At 36.9% G+C, this 268-nt stretch carries 1 protein-coding gene; it reads right to left on the bottom strand.

What is annotated here, in order from left to right; all coding sequences use genetic code 11:
- A partial coding sequence (locus tag AAEY83_RS15535; protein WP_351060364.1) for a hypothetical protein occupies positions 1-268 on the bottom strand: 268 nt, incomplete at both ends.

Genomic DNA, 268 nt, shown 5'->3' with positions numbered 1-268 from the left:
ACTAAAAAGCGACTTTTGTGTAGTGAGTTATAAATAAAGCGCTGTTTATCATCGCCAAGTAAGTAATCAACACGGTTAAATAATACGCCTTTAATTTTATGATGATCATGCAAGTAGGTAGCGAGCTCTGATACACTAATTTCATTTTCAAAGTCGCAATAGCAGTAATCTTTTATAAGTTCATCAAACATCATTTTTACTAACTGCCGGGTGTGGCTACCAGCTGCTATTAACCCGCTGGGTGATTGGCTCTGAGCATGATTAAAAG

This window comes from Psychrobacter sp. TB20-MNA-CIBAN-0197, assembly GCF_040309765.1.
GTDB lineage: Bacteria > Pseudomonadota > Gammaproteobacteria > Pseudomonadales > Moraxellaceae > Psychrobacter > Psychrobacter submarinus.
The sequence above is the reverse complement of the archived record's forward strand: the minus strand, read 5'-3'. Positions and strand labels throughout refer to the sequence as shown.